The sequence below is a fragment of the Pseudomonas sp. H1h genome, from assembly GCF_000633255.1.
Lineage (GTDB): Bacteria > Pseudomonadota > Gammaproteobacteria > Pseudomonadales > Pseudomonadaceae > Aquipseudomonas.
Genome location: NZ_AYMJ01000009.1, coordinates 1 through 21,588, shown reverse-complemented (window position 1 = coordinate 21,588; position 21,588 = coordinate 1). Strand labels below are relative to the sequence as shown.

Annotated in this window: 21 protein-coding genes; 9 read left to right on the top strand and 12 right to left on the bottom strand. The window is 54.5% G+C overall.

Annotated features, from left to right (window positions below; translation table 11 throughout):
• The first annotated feature begins 342 nt into the window (after positions 1–342).
• Together U862_RS0107605 and U862_RS0107600 are read left to right on the top strand one after the other, a co-directional pair.
• Positions 343–1,497 (top strand): hypothetical protein, encoded by a 1,155-nt coding sequence (locus U862_RS0107605; protein WP_025109832.1) that lies wholly within the window; start codon positions 343–345, stop codon positions 1,495–1,497.
• 5 nt (positions 1,498–1,502) lie between these two features.
• Positions 1,503–2,492 (top strand): hypothetical protein, encoded by a 990-nt coding sequence (locus U862_RS0107600; protein WP_025109831.1) that lies wholly within the window; start codon positions 1,503–1,505, stop codon positions 2,490–2,492.
• Positions 2,493–2,655: 163 nt separating this feature from the next.
• Here the strand turns inward: U862_RS0107600 and U862_RS0107595 are convergent, their stop codons facing one another.
• The 5 genes from U862_RS0107595 to U862_RS0107575 all read right to left on the bottom strand — a co-directional run bounded on the left by U862_RS0107595 (position 2,656) and on the right by U862_RS0107575 (position 8,323).
• Positions 2,656–3,633 (bottom strand): hypothetical protein, encoded by a 978-nt coding sequence (locus U862_RS0107595; protein WP_025109830.1) that lies wholly within the window; start codon positions 3,631–3,633, stop codon positions 2,656–2,658.
• Positions 3,630–4,178, bottom strand: coding sequence for a TauD/TfdA family dioxygenase (locus U862_RS31400; RefSeq protein WP_371262562.1), 549 nt, complete (start codon positions 4,176–4,178; stop codon positions 3,630–3,632). The genes U862_RS0107595 and U862_RS31400 overlap by 4 nt, the downstream gene beginning before the upstream one ends.
• Before the next feature lie 858 nt (positions 4,179–5,036).
• Positions 5,037–5,327, bottom strand: coding sequence for a hypothetical protein (locus U862_RS0107585; RefSeq protein WP_025109713.1), 291 nt, complete (start codon positions 5,325–5,327; stop codon positions 5,037–5,039).
• Positions 5,308–7,332 (bottom strand): phosphotransferase, encoded by a 2,025-nt coding sequence (locus U862_RS0107580; RefSeq protein WP_025109829.1) that lies wholly within the window; start codon positions 7,330–7,332, stop codon positions 5,308–5,310. Before U862_RS0107580 ends, U862_RS0107585 begins: the two co-directional genes overlap by 20 nt.
• Positions 7,333–7,891: 559 nt before the next feature.
• On the bottom strand, positions 7,892–8,323 hold the full coding sequence (locus U862_RS0107575; RefSeq protein ID WP_025109828.1) for a type II secretion system protein N: 432 nt from the start codon (positions 8,321–8,323) through the stop codon (positions 7,892–7,894).
• Positions 8,324–8,456: 133 nt separating this feature from the next.
• Here U862_RS0107575 and gspH point away from each other — a divergent pair, with 133 nt between their 5' ends.
• Both gspH and U862_RS0107565 read left to right on the top strand, forming a co-directional pair.
• On the top strand, positions 8,457–8,909 hold the full coding sequence (gene gspH, locus U862_RS0107570; RefSeq protein ID WP_025109827.1) for a type II secretion system minor pseudopilin GspH: 453 nt from the start codon (positions 8,457–8,459) through the stop codon (positions 8,907–8,909).
• Entirely contained in the window at positions 8,906–9,514 is a 609-nt protein-coding gene (locus tag U862_RS0107565; protein ID WP_025109826.1) for a prepilin-type N-terminal cleavage/methylation domain-containing protein, read from the top strand. Before gspH ends, U862_RS0107565 begins: the two co-directional genes overlap by 4 nt.
• A gap of 142 nt (positions 9,515–9,656) precedes the next feature.
• Here the strand turns inward: U862_RS0107565 and U862_RS0107560 are convergent, their stop codons facing one another.
• From U862_RS0107560 to U862_RS0107550, 3 genes are read right to left on the bottom strand one after another with little or no spacing between them, the layout of a single operon-like run.
• Positions 9,657–10,595: a FecR family protein gene (locus U862_RS0107560; protein ID WP_025109825.1), complete on the bottom strand. Its 939-nt coding sequence runs from the start codon at positions 10,593–10,595 to the stop codon at positions 9,657–9,659.
• Positions 10,596–10,640: 45 nt separating this feature from the next.
• A complete protein-coding gene (locus U862_RS0107555; RefSeq protein ID WP_011334580.1) occupies positions 10,641–11,192 on the bottom strand; it encodes an RNA polymerase sigma factor in 552 nt (183 codons plus the stop codon).
• A complete protein-coding gene (locus tag U862_RS0107550) occupies positions 11,189–11,935 on the bottom strand; it encodes an STN domain-containing protein (protein WP_371262561.1) in 747 nt (248 codons plus the stop codon). Before U862_RS0107550 ends, U862_RS0107555 begins: the two co-directional genes overlap by 4 nt.
• 123 nt (positions 11,936–12,058) lie before the next feature.
• Between U862_RS0107550 and U862_RS0107545 the strand changes: the two genes are divergently transcribed.
• Positions 12,059–12,373, top strand: a complete 315-nt coding sequence (locus U862_RS0107545) for a hypothetical protein (RefSeq protein WP_025109823.1) — start codon at positions 12,059–12,061, stop codon at positions 12,371–12,373.
• A 300-nt stretch (positions 12,374–12,673) separates the two neighbouring features.
• Here the strand turns inward: U862_RS0107545 and U862_RS0107540 are convergent, their stop codons facing one another.
• On the bottom strand, positions 12,674–13,600 hold the full coding sequence (locus U862_RS0107540) for an NADP-dependent oxidoreductase (protein WP_025109822.1): 927 nt from the start codon (positions 13,598–13,600) through the stop codon (positions 12,674–12,676).
• 36 nt (positions 13,601–13,636) lie between these two features.
• Entirely contained in the window at positions 13,637–14,074 is a 438-nt protein-coding gene (locus tag U862_RS0107535; RefSeq protein WP_025109821.1) for a DoxX family protein, read from the bottom strand.
• Between the two features lie 178 nt (positions 14,075–14,252).
• Between U862_RS0107535 and U862_RS0107530 the strand changes: the two genes are divergently transcribed.
• On the top strand, positions 14,253–15,164 hold the full coding sequence (locus tag U862_RS0107530) for a LysR family transcriptional regulator (RefSeq protein ID WP_025109820.1): 912 nt from the start codon (positions 14,253–14,255) through the stop codon (positions 15,162–15,164).
• Between the two features lie 380 nt (positions 15,165–15,544).
• The gene (locus tag U862_RS0107525) at positions 15,545–15,826 is read left to right on the top strand and encodes a hypothetical protein (protein ID WP_025109819.1); all 282 of its coding nucleotides are present in this window, start codon (positions 15,545–15,547) and stop codon (positions 15,824–15,826) included.
• A gap of 121 nt (positions 15,827–15,947) precedes the next feature.
• Here U862_RS0107525 and U862_RS30770 read toward each other — a convergent pair whose 3' ends face one another.
• The gene (locus U862_RS30770; protein WP_157836062.1) at positions 15,948–16,118 is read right to left on the bottom strand and encodes a hypothetical protein; all 171 of its coding nucleotides are present in this window, start codon (positions 16,116–16,118) and stop codon (positions 15,948–15,950) included.
• 76 nt (positions 16,119–16,194) lie between these two features.
• Complete coding sequence (locus U862_RS0107510) at positions 16,195–18,399, bottom strand: OsmC domain/YcaO domain-containing protein (protein ID WP_025109818.1); 2,205 nt, start codon at positions 18,397–18,399, stop codon at positions 16,195–16,197.
• 237 nt (positions 18,400–18,636) lie between these two features.
• Here U862_RS0107510 and proP point away from each other — a divergent pair, with 237 nt between their 5' ends.
• Both proP and U862_RS0107500 read left to right on the top strand, forming a co-directional pair.
• The gene (proP, locus tag U862_RS0107505) at positions 18,637–20,139 is read left to right on the top strand and encodes a glycine betaine/L-proline transporter ProP (protein WP_025109817.1); all 1,503 of its coding nucleotides are present in this window, start codon (positions 18,637–18,639) and stop codon (positions 20,137–20,139) included.
• A gap of 137 nt (positions 20,140–20,276) precedes the next feature.
• Positions 20,277–21,512: an MFS transporter gene (locus U862_RS0107500; protein ID WP_025109816.1), complete on the top strand. Its 1,236-nt coding sequence runs from the start codon at positions 20,277–20,279 to the stop codon at positions 21,510–21,512.
• Positions 21,513–21,588 lie beyond the last annotated feature (76 nt).

Here is a 21,588-nt window from a genome sequence, read left to right as displayed (position 1 = left end):
ATCCCATTATGTGCTGCTCTCTCGGCAAGATTCTTTAGTTATCATGTAGCACATTAGCCGAAAATGTCACTTGCCCCTTTGCCCCAAGATTTCCGCTATCCGCCCTCATATTTCCGAAGCTTCTGCTAGCGCAATGCTAATTGTGCTTGTTTAGCCAGACATATCTATCAAGCAGTTCACCTTGGCTTGCTCACGATTTTTCGTTTAAGCAAGTATTTATCTTTGTTGGCATACTTAGACTTTTATCAGGCTCTTTCGGTTGCACTGCTTTGCATGGGGCATAATTTGAGCTTTCTGCCTTTAGGTGAAACATAGAAGTAAAGCACGGTCAGGGAGAGGGATATGAGATTAATTACGTATACATTGTTAGATAAAAAAGTAAACTCTTTAAACATTCAGTTTGTAATTGATATTGGCAGCTATGCGGAGTTGGCTGGCAACATCATAGATAACAATCCGTACCAGCGTAACAGGGTAAGCAAAAGCGGCAGCATTTATAATCTGCTGAAGGAAGACATTCTTAAAGAGTGCATAATTCCTCCTATTGTATTGGCCTCCACATCTACATTAAGGCCCGGCAGATCGCACGATGAACTTCTAGACGAGGTTCTAGAAGAATTTGGAAGTCTCAAAATTTTAGATGGCTTGCAAAGATCTCTTTCGATCATAGATGTATACAACAACAATCGAGAGCACTTTGATGGGCTTGATCAGAAGTATATGATCAGAGTCGAGGCTTATCTTTCTATCAGTGACAGTGGCATTCTATATAGGATGCTAACCCTGAATACCGGCCAGACTCCGATGACATTACGCCACCAGTTAGAAATCTTGTTTTCTAAATATATAGACGAAGGGGTCGACGGCGTAACAATTCTGCGAGAAGTTGACGAGGCAGCTGTTAGAACAATCAATGCTTATCGGTTCTCCGACTTGATCGAAGGCTATACTTCATTTTTAGAACGAAATGAACTGCCAATTGACCGATTCGACATTCTTCAAACAGTTAGAACCATAAAATTTATTTCCGATGAAGGCGCCGAAAGAATAGAGTTTACAGATTTTGTGATCTCTTATCGTGCGCTATCGCTCGCATTTGATAATCAATTTGCGGGCTGGCGATATCCGGATGACGTAGATGAAGATTTGCGCACTAACGCCAATCCCTTTGGGCGCGAGGTTTACAAAATCTTCAATAAAAGCCAGCCATTAACAGGCTTTGGTGCTGCAATAGCGGAGTTGATGGGCTCAGGGGTAATCGCAGGCCTGAATGATATCGACGATTTAGTTCCACGCTTGGTTTTTGGTGATAATGATTTACTTCGATTAAACAAGTATTTGGACGATATTCGTGAGGAGTCAAAAAAGATTGGCAATGGCCAGCGAATTTACTTCAAACTATTCTTTAAGTATCTATTGGATCGCGACGGCAGCTCTTACTTAAACGTGTCGGACTCTTTGGAGAAGGCGAGAAATCGAGCTATTGCAGAGGTCTGATTGTCATGAATGACTTGATCGAGCTATCGGATGCTAATGTGCCGCCTGCTTATTTTGAGGACTCATTACCTGAAGTGCAGACAGAATATGGAGTGAGACTATATACGAAATCCGTGCCGGACGAGAAAGAGATCGCGGAGATTTTTATATCAGCCAACCCTAGAGATGTTCGAATTGGATGGCTGATACCTGTGCTTTCTATGATATCTTCGGAGCATGATGAATATGAGAACAAGTATTTCAGAAAGCACGTATATGAAGCAATGAAGACACTGAAAGGCCAAGTTCTTCCCGAAAGCATCTACGTATTAGTTTACAGTAAGCGTATTTTAGAAAGCGTCGAAATCCACTGCGACGGAGAGTTGGCCCTAGCATTTTTGTTGCATGGCATATATCCATATTACGAAAAGTGCTCGCTTGCAGGCGTGGATTTTAAATTACCGATTTCCTCGAAGATTGTTGTCCGCCAATGCTTCAATGGCGATCTAGCATCGGGTTTCTTCAAGACGTTACTGGGCGAGGTTCTGCCTTCTGAACAAAACGGCTATGCTAGATTCATGTTTTTTTATCAGATATACGAGCTTGCCATGGAGTTCGTATTTTACAAGAAGGTCAATGAGCTTAAGATAAAGCGAAGCCATCTCGGCATTATAAGGAAGCGCATCGATGACTATTCATCTGAAAGCAAGCTTATAGGATTGCTGTATACAGAAATGCAGCGCGAAGAGAAAGACACCAACTTATCCGCTGTCGCCAAACTAATATTCGAAGATGTAAAAGATGCCAGCTATTACACCGACACGATGAAGTCTGGCATGCTTTATGATATTAGAAATACGCTTGTGCATAGTTACTATAGATTCAATATTGGCGATAATCTTGCTTACTTAGCGTCATACATTGAAGATGAAATATTTTATGTGCTACGTTACCTTCATTCTACCGAGGGAATGAGAGGCGAAATCGAGAATAGCTACTTTGGGGGGGCAGCCTAACCGGCTAAGTAAACTCTGCACAAAGCAGACCTCCCTTGCAGTGACTTTTTGGAGTGACTGCTTCTGGCCGAAAGTCGCCGTTCGTGAGCGGCAGCTATCGGCCAAATGCAGCCGTTCATGGTTACCGCTCCCGCCCGCAAACAGTAGACGCAGGAGACAAGCGTCAGTCATTTCCATAGTCTGGTTCGTAGCTAATCTCACGCTCGTCAACTTCAACAATTTCCTCACTCAAACCGGCAGCTGAAAGCTCATCAGTGCCCACAAGGTGCAAGTTGCATTGATCACAAATGAATTCAACAGGAGAATAAGTTGTCTCAACCTCTTCATAACCAGGACTCACTTCCTCCTGATCATCCGTCAGCTCTTCATAGTCTTTGTCCCCGCCCAAAACTGCAGTGCATTGGCAAGCTGGACATTGGCGAGTCCAATATCGAGCGTACCTTCCACTTGTTAGGCGATAAAGATGCCACCAAGAGCGCTCCCCGGATTGAGATCTTTGATCTTCCAATGTTTTTGGAGCCCGCCTCTTGCCATCGGCGTCTTTGCTGAAATTGTCTCGCGCATGTTCAATTTTTTGCAATGCAGATTGACACTTGAGATGAGACAAATGACTTATGAGTTCTTCTTTCTCTGCAGCCGCACCGCCAATGAAGTCTTCAAGATCTTTATTCGCGGCCTGCAAAATTAATCGCACTGCATGCCACAACTTCCCCTCCCACACTTCCAAGCTAATCCCAATATATGCAGCGTGCCCTGAATGAAGTTCGGCATTGCGGCGATCGGCCAAATCTTTGCATGAGTTATAAGCTAAGGAGTTGAATCCTGGAATGACATGTTTAAGGCGCAGGAACACCTCATTGGCATCAATGGTTCGAACAGCCGTAGCCGTCGATATGCCGCAAGCTTCCAACATGCTATTAGAGTTTTTAGGGTCCACGACCAGGCTCGGGTGGATCCTTGCCAGTGCGAACTTACCAAGCAACTCAAGAGCCAAAGTTGCCCATAGTTGGTATGCATCCTCCGCGTCAACTTCCTTGGCCTCAAGCGCGCGCCGGGCGTACAGCGCTGCTTTGCCATAAAGCGCATCATCTGAAAGTGCAGGCGGAATCGCTCGTGTCGCTCCACGTCTAGTTGTATTCATATCCAATCCTTCAATGAGATGCGCAAAAGGGTGCGATGACCGATACAAGAGGCATTACCCCGGCGATGAAGTACCGTCCAATTGTCAACTATAAGAATTACACCGGCTGTCCACTCCAGATTCAAAGACGGTTGAAGTGAATGTGACTCTAATCCCTCGAATATAGTACGCCCCTCTTCTGTATGTGCAGTCATACAAGCCGGATCGAAACGAATCCACGTTCGATCCGTATTGGCTATCGTGGAATAAAAGCTTGAACGCCCATTCTTCACTGTGAAAGTCTCGCGGTGACTTGCGAGAAGTGGAAACCCTGCATCTTTGACTTTCAAAAGCTGCGTTGGGGGTGCTCCACCTCCGTTAATCGAGTGACAGCCTAAAATCAAATACCGTGGTGGTATCGGCAGATGTGATCCATCAACATGCCAAGGCTGAGCACCTGCTCCAGAAAAGCGACTTAACGAGCTTAGAGGAGCTTCATCGGCTCTCAGCGTCTTCAACGTTTCTAAAACCTTTCTATTTCGCCCGGCTACAACCGAACCTCCCATATACAAGGCGAGCTCCTGCATAGTCTGTGAAACTGACATGGAAGGTCTAGCATTTAAAGAAACATAGCCATGATTGCGAATTGCTGCATGCAGTCCATCGTAACTGTGATCCATACCTATGACTCTTATAGTGTTTCATATTCGAAAAATATCAATTTCAGCGCCATCGCGGCCGTATGATCATTCTCGGAATGCGTCTCCTACCTTTGTAGTGCACTTTTCCGCATAGAGCAAATTAACTGCCAATCTGTAAGGCAGAATTCTTAAACGTGGTGATATTCAACTGACAGAATGTGAGACTTGGTCGCCACTGAGATGCGGACACTGAAGAAGGCATTCTTTAACGACGCAATGAAAAAATACCGTGTGCGAGCGAAAAGAGGAGAGTCGGACGCCGCCCTTTTGCTGATGGTCAGTTGCAGCAGCAATCGGCCAGAAGCGAACTGCAAACTCATAAAATCCCCCGGCTAAGCCGGGGTACTTCTTGAGATTTGATCGTGTGATGCGGTCATCGGAAACCTTCTGCCACTACTAAGAGATCGGTTAAACGAAATGGAACCTTGCTTACACGAAGTTGGACAGTAAGTGTCACGTCGTCTTCATTCCGAAGAGGCGCAAGAGGGCTATCTTCGGTGCGATCCAGAAACCCCTTGGTGAGGTATTGCATGAGTTGGCGAGGCAGCGGGTGGGCCAAGAGATAGGCGAAGAACTAAAATAAGTCCTAAACATGGAGCTTATTCTTTATAGCCAGAAGATACAAATCTGTATTTTACTGCAATGCCTCTATTGGAGTGGCGGCGCATAGCGCCGCGATTTGTAAAAAATGAGATAACTTTGCAATGAGAAAATCTGGCGCGGTCAAGCCTTGTATTTTTCGTACTCTTCTAGATATAGTCGCTCGGACTCGTCGCGAAATTGATTTCGCCTTCGATGCAAATCTATTAGTTTGCTGCTAATGCTTTTGTAAATTATTTGGTGAGCTTGGTTTTTTAGATTTTCTTCATTGTACTCATCAATTTCAAAGTCGTCGGAAAGAGCTAGGTTGACGAGTGATAATAAGACAGACTTATCAATTTTATCGATGGTTTCGTAACTTCCTTCGGCGTCTAGATAGTACCCTTGGCTTTTTTCAATTTTTAATATTTTCATATCCTGCCTTCCTTTCCATGTAAGCGGATTCGCCTGCTTCCAGAGAGTCCATGGTCACTTTAAAGTTATTAATTTTTTTACCGTCGGTTGAAATTAATTCTCTGCTGGAAGGATGTCCAGAATATCTTCTGTATATTATCTTCTCCTCTTCAAGTTCTTTGGCAGTATAGATTGTGTAGTCGGCTTTGATGGATGCACCTACGACACTATTATGAGTTACAATAACTACCGGCATGCTTTTTGATATTTCTTTGAGCATCTGATTGACTTCACTCTTTAGGAAGAGATTGTCAAATGAAGACTCTGGCTCGTCGATAAGTAAATAGTCAAAGTTTTGAGCATCCTTTATTTCTTGCAATAGTCTAAATTCAGAACGCTCTCCGCCAGAAACCTTAAAGCCATCTTTGTTCAAGATTTCATACTCAATGCATGCAAAATATTTATAAAATTCTGAAGGAGTGAATGCTTCGTTTGCTTTCAAGCTGGAGAGGTATTTTGCCGGATGTGCGTAATCTCTGAATGCATCACTAAAAGCAACCTTTTGGCCGCTAACATTTTTGATTTCACCTGGACCTTGAAACGCACGTTGTTTACAGACGATCTTAAACCCTTGAAAACTTTCTTGATATATTGTTTTCTCTTCCTGAAGCAGCTTGGCGATTTCGCTAAACTTCAGAAGTTTCTTGTGCTCAAACATGACTCGATAAAGGTCAACATCTTTGATTTGAGTTGCTGAGGTCTTTAGTTGAAGTTTGCTTTTAATATCGCGAATAATGTCATTCACCAAACTTTTCTTTTTTCTCTCGTAGGCTCTGGACCACAAGATGGCTATTAATTCGCGGGCCAGTGCCTTTAGGGCGTTTGTATCGATATACCTGTCTATGATATCTCTAAATTCAATATTTTCTATCAGCTGCCTTACTGAGCCGACAAGTTCGTTGAGCGATGTGTGTTCACCTAAATCGAATAAGGTTTCATTGAATAACGAAGCTTTGGAAAATGAATCAAATTTCTGTGCCTCTTCGGCTGATTTCATTAGAGTGTCTAAGTAATCTGCGACTCTTCGTTTGTTGGTTTCAGTATCGATACTCAATACATCGTCTAATACCGTTTTGAAGGGAGCTAGGTGCTTGTCTGAAAAAATACTTTTCTTGCGCGTTACATCTGCATTGAATTCTTTTTCATAGTTGGCATCGTCTCTTTGTACAAGAGAGAATTGAGGAATGTATTTTACGTTTTCGCAGCTATTGTTTATCTGGGTTAAGGTTTCGGTTTTTCCCGAGGATCTAGCCCCAAGAATTACATTTAGGCCAGTTGAGAGACATTGCCCATCCTCAAATACTTGGAAAATTGAATTACCATCAAGCTTTGAAAGAGATACCTTGCTCCTGTCGCGCAAGGCAAACTTCAAAGATTTTAATGATATATCCCCGCAATCTATGTAAGTCTGCCTTGTTGGGAATTTAGTCATCCCCACGTAAAATCGCATGTCGCTGAAGATTACTGGTGTAAGTTCGGTTTCATCTTTTGACATGCGAACAAATTTTTTAGGACTGTCGACCTCACCTGCAGAGATTACATCCTTAAGTCTTTTAATAGTTTCTGCGTGAAGACTTGGCTTCTTTTCATAATGGGGGATCAACAAATAATTGTTAAGGTCACCAAAAATTCGTATCAAATCATCGACATTGATTGAGTCGCCGATTGCTACCACGTTCTTGGCTACTTCATTCGCCTTAAGTTGAAAGCCTTCAAGGTCATGGTTTTCTGAAATTAGAAGGAGGTGCCCGGCGTCTAAGTTTATCTCAATGCCGGGAAAGACGGCGCAGTTTAGTGCTTCACAAATTTCATTAAACTGAGCAAGATCAAAAATATCATGATTCGTTATGGCGATAGCATCTAACTCTGCTATCTCAACATATTCTTTAAGTTTCTCTAGTGAGAATTCGAAGTATGAGTCGCTGATTGTGGAGATGGTATGCATGTGGAGGTCAATTTTCTTCAATCTTCGCTCCTCAAATACAAAAAAATCCAGCTTGTGAAATGCCTCTATCATCTGAAATTGAGGCACTTAATTCGATTGATCAAATGCCTTTGTAGCAAATTTTTTTTGGCAAAAAGCCACTACCTAGAAGCTAGATGGGTGAATGCTGGTTGTCCAGTAGAACTCTCAAAAAACGAATAATGCGTGAAGGACGCGAATTCACTTTTGCCATGGATAAGGTGATGGGATGAAGCCAGATCTAGTGACAGGCCTTCGAGAGTTCATTGCAAGGCTGGGAATATCGTTACCTGGAGAAGGCGATGCTCGCCGGGGCAGGAATGCCGTCGGTGGCTATATCACGTAGCTGAGCAGATGGAGTCAAATTAACGTGTCAATGCCCGGACGGCTAAGTTCGATACCGAGGCGCTGTGTAAACACGACGAGCAGGTTCGCCCTAGGCAGTTTGCTAACCGTTCGAGCGTCGATGTCGAAACAGCGATAACGGCACAGATTTATTTAAAGTGTTCGCAAAGTCCGCTTTTGGCCGAAAGCGGGCATAACCGCCGTCACTTCGTATCATTCACGGCCTCACCAACCTAGGCATCTCCACCCCCTCCCCCAACCTCTCCACCTCCAACCGCACCCTCTCTCCACCCTGCTCAATCACCACCCCATCCCCCTCCACCGCCACCAACCTCACCCCAGGACTCACCCGTTCCCCCTGCAAAAAACTCCTCGGCGGTCCGTCGTTGAGGCTGAGTATCGCCACCGCCCCCCGACTCCCCGCCATCACGCCACTGACCTTGATCTCCACCGGCGCCGTGCGATTGGAAAACCACTGCAACGCAGGATTATCACTGCGCGCAGCGAGCAGTTGCGGGGTGGCGGCCGGGGTGTGGGATTCGGCGGTGGTCAGGAGCAGGGATGACCAGGTGGCGATGCCGACCAGGGCGGTCAGCAGTGCGGCGGCCTGGATGATTTGGGGGGGTGAAAAGCGTGCGGTGAATCTCATGGGCTGAATCTCCTTTTAGTCCCGGTGACCAGACTACGCGGCAATTCTCACGGTTTTATTTCACACGCCTTACATGTTGGCCGTGCAGGATGGTTTTTTGGGACGGGGCTGGACGCAAGGGAGTGCGCATTCGATGAACCGGTGCAGGCAGCAGGGTTTTACGCTGATCGAGTTGATGGTGGTGCTGGTGATCATCGGCATCGCCAGTGCGGCGATCAGTTTGAGTATCAAGCCCGATCCGTTGCAGTTGCTGCGCAAGGACGCCGAGCGCGTGGCGCAGTTGCTGCAGATTGCCCAGGCTGAGGCACGCGCCGATGGCCGGCCGATTGCGTGGTTGAGCGATGGCAAGGGGTTTCGGTTCAGTCGGCGCAGTGACAGTGGCAAGGGTTTTGATCATTTCGATCGGGACCCGCAGTTGCGGCCGCGTCCCTGGCAGAGTCCGAAGCTGGAGGTGCGGGTGGAGCCGAAGCAGAAAGTGGTGCTCAACGCGGAGTGGATCAATCCGCCGCTGCAGTTGACGTTGTCTGACGGGCTCAATCGGTTGAGTGTGCTGCGCGATGCTTCGGGCCGGGTTAGCGTGCAATGAACAGACAACAAGGTTTTACGCTGATCGAGGTGATGGTCGCGATTCTGTTGATGGCGGTGGTCAGTCTGATTGCCTGGAAGGGGCTGGACAGTGTCACGCGCGCCGACAGCCATTTGCAGGCCAGTGGTGAGCAGAGTGACAGCCTGTTGCGGGCGTTGAACCAGATGCAGCGGGATGTGGAGATGCGCGCCGGGATCGAGCTGACGGAGCCGAAGAAGGTCGGCACTGAGGATGAACCGGCGACGGCGCCGCCTGCCGTTACGGTGCGCAGCAGTGACAGCAAGGGGTTTCGGCTGGACATCATTCGTAGTGCGGCAGATCAGCCGGGGGCGTTGCAGCGGGTGCGGTGGTGGCTCAAGGGGGACACGCTGTATCGCGCGGTGGCGCCGGCGCGGAGTCGGTATCCGTTGCCGGCGCCGACGGCTGGGGTTGCGGTGTTGGGTGAGGTGAGTGATTTGCAGGTGCGGGTTTGGGAGATGGATAAGGGGTGGCGGCAGTTGAGTGGGAATCGGAGGGAGGATCCGTTGGGGTTGGAGGTGCGGTTGACTCGGGAGACGGCGCAGGGGGTGGAGAAGTATCGGCAGGTTATGGGGCCGTTGGAGTAAGTCCTATCACCTCGATACCTTTGTGGGAGCGGGCTTGCTCGCGAAAGCGGTGGATCAGCTGCGAATATATTGACTGACACGACGCTTTCGCGAGCAAGCCCGCTCCCACAGGGTTTTGGGGTGTTTGTGGGTGTTGTGTTAGTTAGCTGAGGACGACTACGCCACCCGGCAGTTCGGTGCATTTGACGCCGTAGGCATCGCGGATCAGTGCGCCTACGCCGGCCAGTTGGTCGAGGGAGAAACGGGCTTGTACGCGGCGCTGGCCGAGTTCTCGGTTGAGCAGTAGCAACATGCCTGGGCGGTAGCGGTTGATCTCGTCGATCATCTGGCTGAGGGTCGCGCCGTTGAACACCAGCACCTGCTGACGCCAGTTCATCACCGCCGCCGTGTCGACGCTTTGCACGGTGCCAACCTGTTGCGCGTCATAGGTCAGTTGCTGGCCCGGTTCCAGGCGCAAGCTGCGACCTTCAACTTCCACGTCCACCGCACCATCGAGGCACGTCACGCACACCTGCTGATCGAGGTTACGCAGGTTGAACCGCGCCCTGCTCGCCCGCAGCCATCCGCCACCGGCCTGCATCGCCATCGGCAGCCGCGCGGTCTGCACTTCGACTTCGCCGCTGACCAGTTCAAAGCCTTGCACGCCCTCATCCACCGAACGCTGGTTGATGCGGGTCTGGGTGTTCAATTCCAGGCTCAAACCATCGGCCGGTTCGACCCGTCGTTGCTGGCCGACTTCGGTGATGTAATCGGCACCAAGCCCGGAGAACCCGCCCGGTATCGTGCCGCGCACCAGCAAGAAAGCCGCCGAAGCAGCCATCGCGCCGCCGAGAAACGCCCGGCGTCCAAACCGGCGTGGCGCCAGCGTCGCTTCCACCGCCGGTTGCAGCAGGTGCCACAGGGCTTTGCACTCTTCAAAGGCGCGGGCGTGTTCGGGGCTTTGGGCGCACCACTGGCGCAGCGCTCGGGCGTCGGCGACCGTGGCGCGGCCGGAGGTCAGCAGGATCAGCCAGTCGCGGGCTTCGCTTTGCAGACGCTCGGCAGGCGTGGGCTCGGCAGGTGTCAGACGGAAGATGTTCAAACGCGCAGGTACTCGACGGGTTGATCGGGACACTCAATCGGAGCTTCATTCACTAGACGGTTTTCCGGCCCCGCGACCGAACCGCTGAAACACTTTTCTTTCCAGTTTGGCCGCGCAGTGTCCGAGGGCGGCCTTGATTTCCTTCTCGACCATGCGCGTGGAAATGCCGAAACGCTGGGAGATTTCCAGGTGCGGCGCTTCTTCCAGCCGTGCGGCGATGAAGATCCGACGACGCCGGGCCGGCAGCTCGTAGAGGGCGCTGAGCAGCGACTGGATTTCCTTTTGGCCGCCGACCACGCGCATCGGGTCCAGGGCTTCGTCGCTGACTTGCAGCAGTTCTTCGACTTCGCTGCCGGTGAGCAATCGCGCATCGGCCTGGCGGCGGTCGGCGGCGATGTTCAGGGCCATGCGATAGAGGTAGGCGTTGGGCCGCAGCAGGTTCGGCGGCGCTTCCATGCGGTCGACCCGCAGATAGGTTTCGTGCAGCACGTCGTTGGCCAGGTCCTCCGAGCCGAGACGGCGTCGCAGGCGCACCCGAAAGTCCTCGTAGGACGTCAGGAACAGCTGGACCATCGAACTTTGTCCGGCGTCTTTCATCCCCCGGAAACTCCTTCCCATTGTGTGCATTCCATGCGCTTTCCTGACGATTCGGGTAACAACAGCAACGTGACTGGCTGGCGTAATGCGCCGGGTGTCGGCCGGTCGATTTTGAGCGTGTGAAAACTGTCTACCAGCGCTGCATCGCGCCGAACATCACCGGTCGAGGTGACCAACCGGTTGTGCTGCACCACGCCGTCACGGCCGATCCACAGCTGCAACACCGCACGAAAGCTGCCGGGCCGGGTGAGTGGCGAACGGCACAGGTTGCGTTCAATCGCGGCCTGCACCGCCGTGGCGTAACTGCGGTTGACTGCTGCGCTGGCGGGGGTCGGTTTCTCCGTCGGCAACGGCACATCCTCGACTTGCGCCACTTGCAAAGTGAACGCGTCGTCGCGGCTGTACTTGGCCATCAACCCGCTGCCGCCGAGCATCCGGCGCAACGCTTCGGCGGCGGTGAATTCGCCATCCACCGCCAACGACCGTCGACCGCGACTCAACTGGCTGTCGACCAGCACCGCCATGCCGGTGGCGCGGCTGAACTGATCGAGGGCGCGGGCCAGTTCCTGGGCCGGGATGTGCAGCGTCATGCGCATCGTCGCCGGCACCGGGTCGGCGCTGGCACGGCTCAGAAACAAGCCAAGCAGCAGCCCCAGACAGAGCTGGCGCACGAGCGCTGAGCGCACAACATCCTCCCTGGCACGGCCTCGCTGCACGGCTGATGTATCCCTGAAAACCGTCATCCTGAGGGCTGTTTATGAATCTGGTGTGACGGCCACTGCAAAAAAACCATCACGGGATCGGCGCCGCCGTTGCACTAGACTCTTGAGCTAGAGCGGCCCCTTCGGGCCGGCCAGGAGGCCAGCATGAAATCACTGTGGACATTGGCGTTGAGCGGGCTGTTGTTGACGCTGTCGGGCGGCGTGCATGCCGAGCAGGCAGTGGGTTGCGTCGAGGTGACCGTCGGCGGTTACAAAGCGCCGAATTACGACTGCCTGAGCCAGCAGATGGGCAACAACCCCGACGGCGCGGCGGCTGCGCAGAAGAATCAGGAAGCGATGAACGTGCCGGTCAACAAGCGACCGCCGAATCAGGTGGGACTGGCGACGCCGGCGGCCACGTCGACGCGGATGGGCAATACCTTCGGCACATCAGTGAAACCGCAGCGGCCACCGAACTGACTGATCTACTGTGGGGGCGAGCCTGCTCGCGAAAGCGGTGTGTCAGGCGATGATGATACCGACTGCGTTGGCCCCTTCGCGAGCAGGCTCACTCCTACAGGCTTATGTGCTGAACTCAGGATTGGCGGTTGGCCAGGATACTTTGGTGAATTCAGGGTTGGCGGCTGCCGGAGATCCAATGTGGGAGCGGGCTTGCTCGCGAAAACGGTGGGCCAGTCAACGCGAGTCGGCTGATAAGGCCCCTTCGCGAGCAGGCTCGCTCCCACAGGGTTTTGTGATGAGCGCAGGTTGGCGACTGGCTCAGATCCTTGTGGGATCAAGGACCAACCGGCCACGGCCACGTCGACTCTGGCTTTTCTCGACCGCACGTTGCACCTCGCTCAGCGGGAACACTTCGACATCAACCGTGAGATGGCCGCGGTCGAACAGTTCGGCGATCAGCGCCAACTGCGCACCATCGGAGCGAGTGGCAAAGTTGATCGGGGTCACGCCGTAATCGTTGGCCAGGGTCATGCTCGGCGCACTGACCGGCGAGACCAGCAGCCCCCCGCGTTTCAACACGCTGAACGAACGGTTCTGGGTGTCGCCGCCGACCAGGTCGAGCACTACGTCGACGTCGGACACCCGCTCCTCGAACGCCTGAGTGGTGTAGTCGATGACGTCATCAGCACCAAGTTGCTTCAAGTAAGCGTGGTTGCTGGCCGAGGCCGTGGCGATGACTTCGGCACCCAGGTATTTGGCGATCTGCACCGCCATGCTGCCTACGCCACCGGCAGCAGCGTGGATCAGCACTTTCTGCCGACGCTGAACGCCGGCGTGCTCGGTCAACGCCTGCCATGCCGTGAGCGCGGTGGCGGGTACGGCACCCGCCTTCAAGGTGCTGAGCGATTGCGGTTTCAGCGCCAGTTTGGCCACCGGAGCCACGGCTTTGCTGGCGTAGCCACCGACGATGTTGATGAAGCCGAACACTTCATCGCCGATCTTGAACTCGGTCACGCCGGGGCCGGTAGCGGTCACCTTGCCGGACACTTCAACGCCCGGGGTAAATGGCAACTGCAGCGGGATGAACGCTTTCATCGCGCCGGACAACACCTTCCAGTCGATCGGGTTGACCCCTGCCCCGGCGACTTCGATCAACACTTCACCGGCGCCGGCCACAGGGTCGGCGACCTCTTCCAGTTGCAGCACTTCGGGGTTGCCGTATTCGTACACGCGGATGGCTTTCATGGGAGACCTCGATCGGTTGGAGTGGATAGCGCGTGATCAGTGACGACGAGCGTCAAGGCTGAAACGACCGGCGCCGAACGCGACCACTTGCAACAGGCCACCGGCCATGGCGATGTTCTTGAAGAAGTGGATGAACTGGTTCTGATCGCCCAGCGCACTGTGGAACGCCAGCGCGGTAACCACGCTGAACACGGCCAGCACAGCAGCAACGGTGCGGGTGCGGTAGCCGGCGATCAGCGCCAGGCCGCCACCGATTTCAACGACGATTGCCAAAGCCAGCGCCAGTTGTGGCAATGGCAGGCCGACAGAGCTGATGTAGCCGATCATCATCGCCGGGGCCGCCAGTTTGGAGAAACCGGAGAGGATGAAGATGGTGCTGAGCAAGAGGCGGCCGATCAAGGAGGCCGAGGCCTGGGTGACGTCGGAGCGGTTTTGTTCTGTGGTGGCTTGAGCGATTTTTGCGGTAGTGGTCATGGCGGTATTTCCTTTGAATTTGGGGTGATCCGAGATGAATCGTCCAGGTGAGGAAATGGTGCGCTCGGCCAGCTAATCTGAATAGCCGACTAATTTCGATCATGATGTTCTATTAAATAGACAAGCTGATGAGCCTCAGCGACGATACCGGTACGCTGGATATGACGAGGAAACAGCCATGATTTCTGACCCGGGCACGCCGACGCTGGATCAACTGCGGGTCTTTCTGACGGTGGTTGAACTGGGCAGTTTTGCCGCTGCGGCGAGGAAACTGCACCGCGCGACGTCGGTGATCAGCTATTCCATCGCCAACCTGGAGCTGCAGTTGGGGGTGACGCTGTTCGATCGTCAGACCACGCGCAAACCGCAACTGACCGAGGCCGGCCGAACGGTGCTGGCTGAAGCCCGGACCATCGCCAACGGCGTGCACGGCTTGCGCGCCAAGGTCAAAGGCTTGTTGCAGGGTCTGGAGGCTGAGGTGCATGTGGTGCTGGACGTGATGCTGCCGCCGCAGCGGGTGGTGGATGCGTTGAAGTCCTTTCGCGAGGCGTTCCCCACGGTCGCCCTGCACTTGCACATGGAGGCGCTGGGGGCGGTGACTGAGCGGGTGATCAATCGAGGCGCGATCATTGGCGTGAGTGGGCCGATGAATGAGGGTATTGAGGCGATAGAGAGAATCGGTGCCGGCAATGTCGAGTTGATTCCAGTGGCAGCGCCGCATCATCCGTTGGCGGCGAGCGAGGCGAATGCCCCCGGTGCCGGGCGTGAATTTACACAACTGGTGCTATCGGACCGTTCGTTGCTGACCAAGGACCGCGACTTCGCCGTCCTCAGTAATCGCACCTGGCGCCTGGCGGATTTGGGGGCCAAACACATGTTGCTGCGCGAGGGGATTGGCTGGGGGAACATGCCGTTGCCGATGGTCGAGGAAGACCTGCAGTCCGGTCGGTTGGTGCGTTTGAACCTGCCGGAGTATCAGAGCGGAATTTATCCGTTCGACGTTATCTACCGCACCGACCTGCCACCAGGGCCGGCGGCGCGGTGGTTGATCGAGCGATTTGTGCAGCAGAGTGTACGGGGGGATGGGTAAGCACGTTTTCTACAGTACCCACCCGATTCGCGGCTACCCGCTCCTACAGGTTTCTGTGGTGAACTCAGGGTTGGCGGCTTCCGGAGATCCAATGTGGGAGCGGGCTTGCTCGCGAAGGCAATCTGTCGGTCAAAGTGATGGCGACTGACACGGCCCCTTCGCGAGCTGGCTCACTCCTACAGGTTTCTGTGGTGGGCTCAGGGTTGGTGGCAAGCAGAGATCCATGTGGGAGAGTACGTCAGGTCAGGCAATGAGGAGGGTGACTGACACCGCATATAGCTTCATTTGCTGCGAGTGGCCCCTTCCTTGTGTCGATTGCTGGATAATGCCAACGAATGTCAGCGAGGCAATTGAAGCGCCTGACTTAACGAGGACCCCAGATGACCGTAATCACCGCACGCCAATACTCGTCCTGGCTCCTGCTCACCCTGCTCGCCACCACCCTGGCGCTGACAGCGGGCTGCTCAAGCAAGCGCTACGCCACCAACGGCTCCAACTGCTACGCCAAAGCGGTACCCACCTCCGGCGAAGGCGGTTTGGCCTGGGGCGACACATTGAGCATGGCGCGCAAGAAATCGATGAATAACTGCATGCGTTATGCGAGCCGATCCGGAGGTACGCCGAACACCTGCCAAGTGGTGCAGGCGCAATGCAAACGTTGATCACAGCGCGTCGGATCGGTTCACTGAGCAAGCCATTCGATGTTCCGCAAGTGGTGCTCGTTTCGCAAAAGAATGACGGCGACTGACAGGTCCCCTTCGCGAGCAGGCTCGCTCCCACAGGTTATCGTGACGTACACACGATCCACTGTGGGAGCGAGCCTGCTCGCGAAAGCGCCGGGGCAGGCAACGATGCCCCGGCAGCATCGTAAAAATCGCCGACACCTTGGTAATCCATCTCAACGTCAGCCACGAGAAAGTTGACCAGCGTCGACTTCACTGCCTTCTCGTCCATCCCTGAATCTCCATGATCCATGACGGCAAAACCAACTGCGGCGAGGGGACAGATCCCCTCGCCACGAGGCTTGCTATCAGCGATTCAACCCTGCCGCATTGGCCCGTGCCGCATGCAGTTTCTTATAGCTGTCGATCAGACGCAGGTGACGATCCAGCCCTTCGAGCTTCATGCTGGTCGGCGTCAACCCGTAGAAACGCACGCTGCCGTTGACCGAACCGATCGCCGCATCCATACGCTCGTCGCCGAACATGCGGCGGAAGTTGGCTTCGTAATCGGCCAGTTCCAGATCCTCGTCCAGCTCCATTTCCAGGCACACATTCACGGCCTGATAGAACAAGCCGCGTTCGACGGTGTTGTCGTTGTATTGCAGGAAGGCTTCGACCAGGTCTTTGGCCGGTTCGAATTTCTGCAGGGCGAGATAGATCAGCAGACGCAGCTCCAGAATCGTCAATTTGCCCCACGGCGTGTTGTCGTCGAACTCGATGCCGATCAGCGTGGTGATGTCGGTGTAATCGTCCAGCTCACTGTTTTCCAGACCCTGTGCCAGGTTGCGCAGGCCAACCTTGCTCAGACTGTGCAGGTTGAGAATGTCAGCGCGAAATTGCAAAGCCTTGTTGGTGTTGTCCCAGATCAGGTCGTCCACCGGATAGATTTCCGAGTAGTCCGGCACAAGGATCCGGCAAGCGTTGGCACCGAGGTCGTCGTAGACCGCCATGTACGCTTCTTTGCCCATGTCTTCGAGGATGCCGAAGAGGGTTGCGGCTTCTTCGGCATTGGAGTTTTCGCCCTGACCGGAGAAGTCCCACTCGACGAATTCGAAGTCGGCCTTGGCACTGAAGAAACGCCACGACACCACACCACTGGAGTCGATGAAGTGCTCGACGAAGTTGTTCGGCTCGGTCACTGCCTGCCCGGAGAAGGTCGGCTGCGGCAAGTCGTTCAAGCCTTCGAAACTGCGGCCCTGCAGCAGCTCGGTCAAGCTGCGTTCCAGGGCCACTTCCAGGCTTGGGTGCGCGCCAAACGAGGCGAACACACCGCCGGTGCGCGGGTTCATCAGGGTCACGCACATCACCGGGAACTCACCACCCAGCGACGCATCTTTCACCAGTACCGGGAAGCCCTGCTCTTCCAGCCCTTTGATCCCGGCGAGAATGCTTGGGTACTTTTCCAGCACCTCTTGCGGCACGTCCGGCAAGGCCATTTCACCTTCGAGAATCTCGCGTTTGACTGCGCGCTCGAAGATCTCCGACAGGCACTGCACCTGCGCTTCGGCCAGGGTATTGCCGGCGCTCATGCCGTTGCTCAGAAACAGGTTTTCGATCAGGTTGGACGGGAAGTACACCTCCTCGCCATCCGATTGCCGCACGAACGGCAGCGAGCAGATGCCGCGCTGGGTGTTGCCGGAGTTGGTGTCGTACAGGTGCGAGCCTTTAAGCTCGCCGTCGCGGTTGTAAATGTCCAGGCAATATTCGTCGAGAATCTCTGACGGCAGCTCGTCTTTCGGGCCGGGCTTGAACCAGCGCTCGTTCGGGTAATGCACAAACTTGGCGGTGGCGATGTCCTCGCCCCAGAACTGGTCGTTGTAGAAGAAGTTACAGTTCAGGCGCTCGATGAACTCACCCAGAGCCGAGGCCAGCGCGCCCTCTTTCGTCGCGCCCTTGCCGTTGGTGAAGCACATCGGCGAGTGCGCGTCGCGGATGTGCAGCGACCAGACGTTGGGCACGATGTTGCGCCACGAGGCGATTTCGATTTTCATGCCCAGATCGGCGAGAATCCCTGACATGTTGGCGATGGTCTGCTCCAGCGGCAGGTCCTTGCCAGCGATGTAAGTGCCTGCCTGCGACGTCGAATGCGGCATCAGCAGCGCCTGCGCATCGGCGTCGAGGTTCTCGACTTCCTCGATCACGAACTCGGGGCCGGTCTGCACGACCTTCTTCACCGTGCAGCGGTCGATCGAACGCAGGATGCCCAGACGATCCTTCTCGGAGATGTCTGCCGGCAATTCGACCTGGATCTTGAAGATCTGGTTGTAGCGGTTTTCCGGGTCGACGATGTTGTTCTGCGACAGACGAATATTGTCGGTCGGGATGTTGCGCGTTTCGCAGTACAGCTTCACGAAGTAAGCCGCGCACAAGGCCGACGACGCCAGGAAGTAGTCGAACGGCCCCGGTGCCGAGCCATCGCCCTTATAGCGGATGGGCTGATCAGCGATCACCGTGAAGTCGTCGAACTTGGCTTCAAGTCGAAGGTTGTCGAGAAAGTTGACCTTGATTTCCATGCGGGTTTACCAGAGAGCAAAAACAATTGGCGGCCATTATCCGGGTTTTCAGCCTGACGTCTTGTGCTTTTGCGTAATGGTGGCCGAGCGGACCGCTGCGCCGCGCCGTGCGTCTGCGAAGTCGGATAACAAAAATGCCATTAGCAGTGAATTATTTCGTGTCTTCTTGTATCTGACGCAAAGAGCCTATGCCAGCAAAACAATGGCATCGAATCCGTTCAGCTATGAGTGACCCGCATGAAATCAAGGAAAAACACCGTCAATCCCATCGGATTGAAAGACATCACCATTGTCGACGACGCCAAGATGCGCAAGGCGATTACCGCCGCCGCACTGGGTAATGCCATGGAGTGGTTTGACTTCGGGGTCTATGGCTTTGTCGCCTACGCGCTGGGCAAGATCTTCTTCCCCGGCGCCGATCCCGGCGTGCAGATGATTGCAGCGTTGGCGACCTTCTCGGTGCCATTTCTGATCCGCCCGCTGGGCGGCCTGTTCTTCGGTGCTCTGGGCGACAAGTACGGGCGCCAGAAAGTCCTGGCCGCGACCATCGTGATCATGTCGCTAAGCACCTTCGCCATCGGCTTGATTCCATCGTATGAATCGATCGGCATCTGGGCGCCGATCCTGTTGTTGCTGGCGAAAATGGCCCAGGGTTTCTCGGTCGGCGGCGAGTACACCGGCGCGTCGATTTTTGTCGCCGAATACGCGCCCGACCGTAAACGCGGCTTCCTCGGCAGTTGGCTGGACTTCGGTTCGATTGCAGGTTTCGTCCTCGGCGCCGGGGTGGTGGTGCTGATTTCGACGATCATCGGCGAAGAGAAATTCCTCGAATGGGGCTGGCGCCTGCCGTTCTTCCTCGCGCTGCCGCTGGGTATGATCGGCCTTTATCTGCGTCATGCGCTGGAAGAGACTCCGGCGTTTCAGCAGCACGTAGAAAAACTCGAAGAAGGTGATCGCGAAGGCCTGGCCGGCGGCCCGAAAGTGTCGTTCAAAGAAGTCGCGACCAAGCACTGGCGCAGCCTGATGACGTGCATCGGCGTGGTAGCGGTGACCAATGTCACCTATTACATGCTCCTGACCTACATGCCCAGCTACCTGTCGCACAACCTGCACTACAGCGAAAACCGTGGCGTGCTGATCATCATCGCGATCATGGTTGGCATGCTCTTCGTGCAACCGGCGATTGGTTTTATCAGCGACAAGATCGGCCGCAAACCCTTCATCGTTGTCGGCAGCATCGGCCTTTTCCTGCTGGCGATTCCAGCGTTCATGCTGATCAACAGCGGCAAGATCGGCCTGATCTTTTCCGGCCTGCTGATCCTCGCCGTGCTGCTGAACTTCTTTATCGGCGTGATGGCCTCAACCCTGCCGGCGATGTTCCCCACCCACATTCGCTACAGCGCACTGGCCGCCGCCTTCAACGTCTCGGTGCTGATCGCCGGTTTGACGCCGACTGCCGTGGCCTGGCTGGTGGAAAGCACCGACAACCTGTACATGCCGGCCTACTACCTAATGGTGATTGCCGTCGTCGGCCTGATCACCGGAGTGACCATGAAAGAGACCGCCAACAAACCGTTGCGTGGTGCCGCACCGGCAGCCTCGGACCTTGAGGAGGCCAAGGAACTGCTCAAGGAGCACCACGACAACATCGAGCAGAAAATCGAAGACATCGACGCCGAAATCGCCGAACTGGAAGCCAAGCGCAAGGAGTTGGTGCAGCAGCATCCACGTATTAACTGACGTCATGAGGTGGCCGCTCGAGGCGGATTCGAGTGGCCACCTACGCTCGGTGTGAAACTAAATCCGCAGGCGACAAGTCACTGACTTTAGCGGAGGTTGAGTCATGTCGCCGAACCTCGATTATTGAAGATCCCAGTGTGATCAATCACTCCGATAGTCGCCACAATCTCTCGTTGGACAGCCTCAACTTCTTCCTCGCCGATGTGCGCGACGGGCTCGGGCCGTATCTCGCCATTTACCTGTTGGCAGTGCATCACTGGGAACCGGCCAGCATCGGACTGGTGATGACCCTCGCAGGCATCGCCGCCCTCCTCACCCAGACACCCGCCGGAGCCCTCGTTGACAACACCCGCAGCAAACGCGCGGTGATCGCGATTGCCGCGCTGCTGGTGACCGGCAGTTGTGTGGTGCTGCCCTTCGTCACGTCATTTAGCCTGGTGGCGATCACTCAAGCCTTGAGTGCCGCTGCTGCGTCGGTGTTCGCCCCGGCCATCTCGGCAATCACCCTGGGTATCACCGGCCCCCGAGCATTCACTCGGCGCACCGGACGCAATGAGACGTTCAACCATGCTGGCAACGCTTGCGCAGCGCTGCTGGCCGGAGGCTTCGCTTACCTGTTCGGCCCGGTTGCGGTGTTCTACCTGATGGCCGTCATGGCACTGGGCAGCGTGGTGGCTGTGAGTTTCGTCCCTGCCAATGCCATCGATCACAATCTCGCCCGGGGCCTGGATCCGAGCGACGCCACAGACAGCAAAGCACCTTCAGGATTATCGGTGCTACTGACCAACAAGGCGCTGCTGATGTTCGCCATCTGCTGCGCCCTGTTCCACTTGGCCAACGCGGCGATGCTGCCGCTGGTGAGTCAAAAACTGGCGCAAGTGAACTTGCAGATGGCCACGCCACTGACCTCGGCCTGCATCGTCGCTGCGCAATTGGTCATGGTGCCGGTGGCGTTGCTGGTCGGGGCCAGAGCCGATGTGTGGGGGCGCAAACCGTTGCTGCTGGCAGGCTTTCTGATCCTGCCATTACGCGGCGTGTTGTACACGCTGTCTGACGATCCTTACTGGCTGGTCGCAGTGCAGTTGCTCGATGGCGTTGGCGCTGGAGTTTTCGGCGCGCTGTTCCCGGTAGTGGTGAAAGACCTGACACTGGGCACCGGTCACTTCAACATCAGTCTCGGCGCCCTCTCGACCGTGTTCGGCCTTGGCGCGGCATTGAGCAGCAGCGTGGCGGGACTTGTGGTGCAAGAGGCCGGTTATAGCGCGGCGTTTCTGACCCTGGCAATGATTGCCGGGGTGGCGTTTGTGCTGCTGTGGGTGGCGATACCGGAGACATTGGCGGATCGACGCCGCGCGGTTATCGCTACAACTTGAGGGTTGTCTGTTGGATGCGGAAGGAATGTGCAAATTTGTTCGCAGGCTAAGTAAAAAACTTTCCTGCGGGCAAAAC